This window comes from Ruminococcus sp. (assembly GCF_017650195.1).
Taxonomy (GTDB): domain Bacteria; phylum Bacillota; class Clostridia; order Oscillospirales; family Ruminococcaceae; genus Ruminococcus.
Genome location: NZ_JAGCFH010000235.1, coordinates 1 through 4,747, shown reverse-complemented (window position 1 = coordinate 4,747; position 4,747 = coordinate 1). Strand labels below are relative to the sequence as shown.

Sequence of the window (4,747 nt, the reverse complement as noted above, 5' to 3'; positions counted from 1 at the left end):
GAGACATTTCAATGTTTTTTACGACTTATATATGAAGAGACATATCACTAAACCAAAACGGGAGCAGAAAATGCGACTGCGAAAGGAGTTTAATATGGATAACGGTGCAAGTAGCTACCGCCGTTTCCTTGAAGGTGATAAGAATGCTCTTATTGATATAATAGAGGACTATCGCAAAGGGCTTGTTATGTTCCTTAGCAGTATTACAGGCGATTTCTGTCTTGCTGAGGAAATTGCAGAGGAAACTCTGTTGAAGCTCTATGTGGATAAACCTAAATTCTCCGGTAAGTCATCGTTCAGATCATGGCTCTATTCTATAGGAAGAAATACAGCTATAGATCATCTCCGAAAAGCATCAAAGCTTGAAAAAGTACCTGTTGATGACTTTTACGACCTTGCTGACAAAGAGGATATAGAACGGAATTATATCAAAAACGAGGAGAAGAAACATCTCCTGAGAGCGTTGGAAAAGCTGAACGATGATTACAGGCAGGTACTGTATCTTATATATTTCGAGAATTTCAGCAACACTGAAACGGCTAAGATAATGGGGAAATCAGAGAGACAAATAAGAAATCTTCTCTATCGTTCGAAGGAGTCTTTGCGGAATATTTTGGAAAAGGAGGGCTTCAGATATGAGGGAATATGACAAAATGACCTTGAAGATCGCCGACAGAATAATTGAAAATGGCGATAAGATATTAGAACAGCGTCAGAAAAAAGCCGCTAAAATACGTCATATTACCTATGCAGCATCGGGAATGTGTGCTGTACTTATAGTCTGCATAGGTGCGTGGAAGCTGTTTCCGTCATTAAAGTTAAACAACAACTTCAAGGACGTTGATATCTTTATAACTACTTCCACTACCGCTGCTGAAACAGCTACCGAAAATACAACCTCTGCTAAGACAACAAATGCAATATCAACTTCAAAAACCACCGTAAAAGCCACAGAAACAACGGCTGTTACAGTGAAAAGCTCAGCTATAGGGACATTAGCCGTAAAAACTACGGCTGTCAGCTACACTGAACCCTTAAGAACTGATGCTCTGACTTCTGAAAAAAGGACACAAACCACCGTTTATACCATTGCCACCACAAATGTGATGACTTCAAAAATTACGACAGACGCAGAGGAAAGTATCATCATAACCACAACAGACGGACATATAGAAGAGAGTATCGAATCTTGGAATCCTACAACAACTTCATTGAACGTCAGTCCTGTTACTACTTTAAAAACATCAGCCTGCGTTGCACCGGTTACGTTTTTCACAACCAGTGCCTGTAATGTATCTATTACTACTACAACGGAAAAAGCAATATTTACTCAGCCTGAAGGTCCTGTATCCTTAAGTATGCAGGAAATGTTTCTTTCACGCCCTGTGAGTGTGAGACTTGATAATATAAGGTATGACAAAGAGACAGCCGAAACTTCAACTACTGTAGGCGTCACACAGAGAGGTATACCTGTAAACAGTATAGGAAGCTTTATCCGCAACAGTTCGGTGAATATCTACGTTGACAATAATTTCACTTTAATAGATACAATGGAGGTTTACGAAATAAAGAATGTACCATCAGAAAAAGCAGTCGCAGTAAGACTCAAAAATACTGATGAATACTATATGTTCAAAAACTATGATTACAATGAAGAAGACGTTTCATAAGAAAAGATTAAATTACAGATATATGAATTATCATATTTTTGGTGAATACCATATATATGATAAATCATGTATGAGCCCTTATAAGGAGGTCTAGGTCTAACCATGATAAAGAAAATAGCTAATTTTTGCGCTACAGCAATGATATGCGGTGCTGAGACCGCGTGTTCATTTAGCAAGAACGAAAGCGTATTGCCAGTTAAAACTTCGTTAGATAAGTTATCGCTCAAAGCGGTAGATATATCGATGTCAGAAGACTTCAAGAACATCACTAATCTTAGTCGCGACCCTACAAGTGGAAAGATTTTCGTGTTTGGCATCCGCGAGGATGAAAGCTATTCTGGCTATCTGACTGATCATACCTTTTCTGACTATGATGAGCTTCGTTTCATACCGCAGGAAGGTGAAAAGGTCAAGTGTGCTGTATTGCTTAAAATGGGCAAAAAGGCTATATTAACAGTGCACGACTGCACTACATATATCTATATCTACGACAGTAGTAACGCTCTTGAAAAAACGATAAACTGCGGTGAACTGTTAGTTGATGATAGCTATGCTACCTTAATTGCGGGTGAAAACAGTGTCATCATTGACCAGAGTATCCATGGTGATCGCGAGCTAACTGCCATATCTACTTCAGATGACAAGGTGCTCGGTAAAGTAAAGCTTGATGAGGCTATGTACATTGGAGCGTCATTAGATAAGGACGGAGTTCTTACGATCGTTTATGGCTCACATGAAAAGACATACACTGCGCATATTGACGGCATTGAGCTTGTGGACAAAACTGAGTGCAGTATGCTTGACTCATCCGCATATTCGATGTGTGCAGGTTTCGATGATTATATGCTAATTGCAAATCTCGGAAAGAGTCTTTTCGGGCTAAAGGACGGTAAATGGAATGAGATAACTACAAATATTGAAGGTGGTATCGAGTTCTACTCCATTCATTCGTTCGCGATGACGGCAGAGAACGAATTTGCAGCCATACAGTACGGTGATTTTCAATCTAAACTCATGTTGCTGACGTCTCAGGATATCTCCAGGCTAAAATCAAAGCAGGTCGTAACTCTTGCTTGCTTTACTCAAAATTATAGTCTCGGACAGTACGACGAAGTAATAAAGAAGTTCAACACCGAGAATGAGAACTATCGCATCGAGTACAAGAATTACTGGAATGAAGATAAGCGCGAACGTGACTATGACCAACTCAGGCTTGACATTGTCAGCGGAAACGGTCCGGATATTATTCCGTTTGACCCTGAGTTTACGGTGGATTCGTTTAATTCTGAGGTGTTCTTTGACCTCTACAACTTCATTGACAAGGAGCCAGATCTCAAGCGTGAGGATTTCATTCCAAATGTCCGCAAGGCTCTTGAGCGCGATGGAAAAATGATAATGATAACCCCGACTTTTTTCAATTATCAAACTGTGACTGCAAAATCAGGTTATCCTGGTGTACGCGAGAACTGGAGCTTTGACGATATGATAGAAGCTTACAATGCATTGCCTGAGGGAATGTACTTTTTCAGTTCAAATGAGGACGTCAACCCTCGTGAAATGTATTTTACTGAGTCAGTAATGAATTATTATTTCATTGACTATGACAAAGCAGAATGCTCGTTTGATTCACCTGAATTCATAAAGATGCTGAACTTCTTCAATGACAATAAGATAGGATTAACGTGGGATGAATACAATAATCTGTCAGGTAGTTTTTTATATTCTGACGACCATAAGTTAGATGTTCTTAAAGGCAAAACCTTTATCGAATTTGAAAGAGGGAACTGTTTTTGGTTTGGCACGCTTTACGAAAAAGTTAGATACTACTATGATAACGAATGTGTGCTAGTTGGATATCCATATAACGGCAAGAGAAACGGTTCTTTTATCAATCTAGCAACTTGTCTAGGTATAGTTGCTAATTCACCAAATAAGGAAGGTGCATGGAGCTTCCTGCGTTATATGCTCTCTGACCAGTATTATAATGATCCAAACAACTTTTACTGCTTCCCTGTTATCGAAAGTATTTTTGATGAAAGAGCTCAAATGTCTGTTGACGGTTTGCTTGCATTTCCTCAGGATGAAAACGGGCATTATCTCAAAGGCGATATGATAAGGCAGGACTGGGAGATACTAGTCAATGAATGGAACGGAAGAAAATTCGAGAATAAAGGTAAAGTTAAGCTCAAACCTTTCACGCAGGAGGAGTGTGATTACTACAAAAATTTGATAAAGAATTCAGAAGTTATACGTTATGATAATACTATAGAACAGATCATATATGAGGAGACATTGCCTTTCTTCAATTTTGAATGTTCTGCCGAGAGTTGTGCGAAGAAAATACAGAACCGAGCGTCACTCTATTTAAGTGAACGTTACGGCAGATGATAAAAACCATTAACGATCTTGTGTTTTTTATAGAGTTTCAATAAGAAAGGGTTGTTGTATCAACTGACCTTATGACTTTAATTCCTGACAACACAAGTAATATTACCTCTACAGCTGAGTAAAGTCAGGTCAAAGGTGACACTAATTGTGACGGCCAAGTTGATCTTTCTAATGCACTACTTATCACGCAGAAACTTGACAATGCAATCCTGTCAAAAATGAAAATGGCATAATGCACAATAAAAATCACAGAACAACTTGTAATCGCTCAGATTATAGGTTGTTCTTTTTTATAATCACCATACATGGACTTTTGAATGTACTGCTCAACTGTTATGCTTTTGATATTCAGATTTCCCTGGACTTTATAATAATGTCCAAATAATGTCCACGACTTTCTTTTTCTATATATTTTTTCATGAGGAGTTTTTTAAAATACTCTGTAAAAATAAAGTCCAATTTCAATTTGGACTTTATTCTGAAATACAAAAAAATAACTACGCAGTCGTTAAACTACGTAGTTACGAGATTTATGAGAGCTAGTGACCCGATTCGAACGGGCGACCTGCTCATTACGAGTGAGCTGCTCTACCTACTGAGCCACACTAGCATTTTTTAAATTTTAGGGGTAAGACTTGCCCATTACGAATGAGCTGCACTACCAGCTGTGCTACACAAGCAGTTATTTT

The 4,747-nt window shown here is 38.6% G+C and carries 3 protein-coding genes and 1 tRNA gene; 3 read left to right on the top strand and 1 reads right to left on the bottom strand.

The window, feature by feature from the left end; all coding sequences use genetic code 11:
- Positions 1 to 94 precede the first annotated feature (94 nt).
- The 3 genes from J6U00_RS10825 (at position 95) to J6U00_RS10815 (ending at position 4,058) form a co-directional block, all read left to right on the top strand.
- Positions 95 to 649 (top strand): RNA polymerase sigma factor, encoded by a 555-nt coding sequence (locus J6U00_RS10825; RefSeq protein ID WP_296581747.1) that lies wholly within the window; start codon positions 95 to 97, stop codon positions 647 to 649.
- Positions 636 to 1,670 carry a hypothetical protein gene (locus J6U00_RS10820; protein ID WP_296581745.1) on the top strand — a complete coding sequence of 345 codons (1,035 nt, stop codon included), beginning with the start codon at positions 636 to 638 and terminating at the stop codon, positions 1,668 to 1,670. The genes J6U00_RS10825 and J6U00_RS10820 overlap by 14 nt, the downstream gene beginning before the upstream one ends.
- A gap of 102 nt (positions 1,671 to 1,772) precedes the next feature.
- Positions 1,773 to 4,058 carry an extracellular solute-binding protein gene (locus J6U00_RS10815; RefSeq protein ID WP_296581744.1) on the top strand — a complete coding sequence of 762 codons (2,286 nt, stop codon included), beginning with the start codon at positions 1,773 to 1,775 and terminating at the stop codon, positions 4,056 to 4,058.
- Positions 4,059 to 4,595: 537 nt separating this feature from the next.
- Here J6U00_RS10815 and J6U00_RS10810 read toward each other — a convergent pair.
- Positions 4,596 to 4,668 (bottom strand) — tRNA-Thr (locus tag J6U00_RS10810).
- Between the last annotated feature and the right edge of the window lie 79 nt (positions 4,669 to 4,747).

Excerpts from the sequence above, each read along its gene's own strand:
- J6U00_RS10820 (WP_296581745.1), top strand. The coding sequence starts at position 636 with ATGAGGGAATATGACAAAATGACCTTGAAGATCGCCGACAGAATAATT.
- J6U00_RS10815 (WP_296581744.1), top strand. The coding sequence starts at position 1,773 with ATGATAAAGAAAATAGCTAATTTTTGCGCTACAGCAATGATATGCGGT.
- J6U00_RS10825 (WP_296581747.1), top strand. The coding sequence starts at position 95 with ATGGATAACGGTGCAAGTAGCTACCGCCGTTTCCTTGAAGGTGATAAG.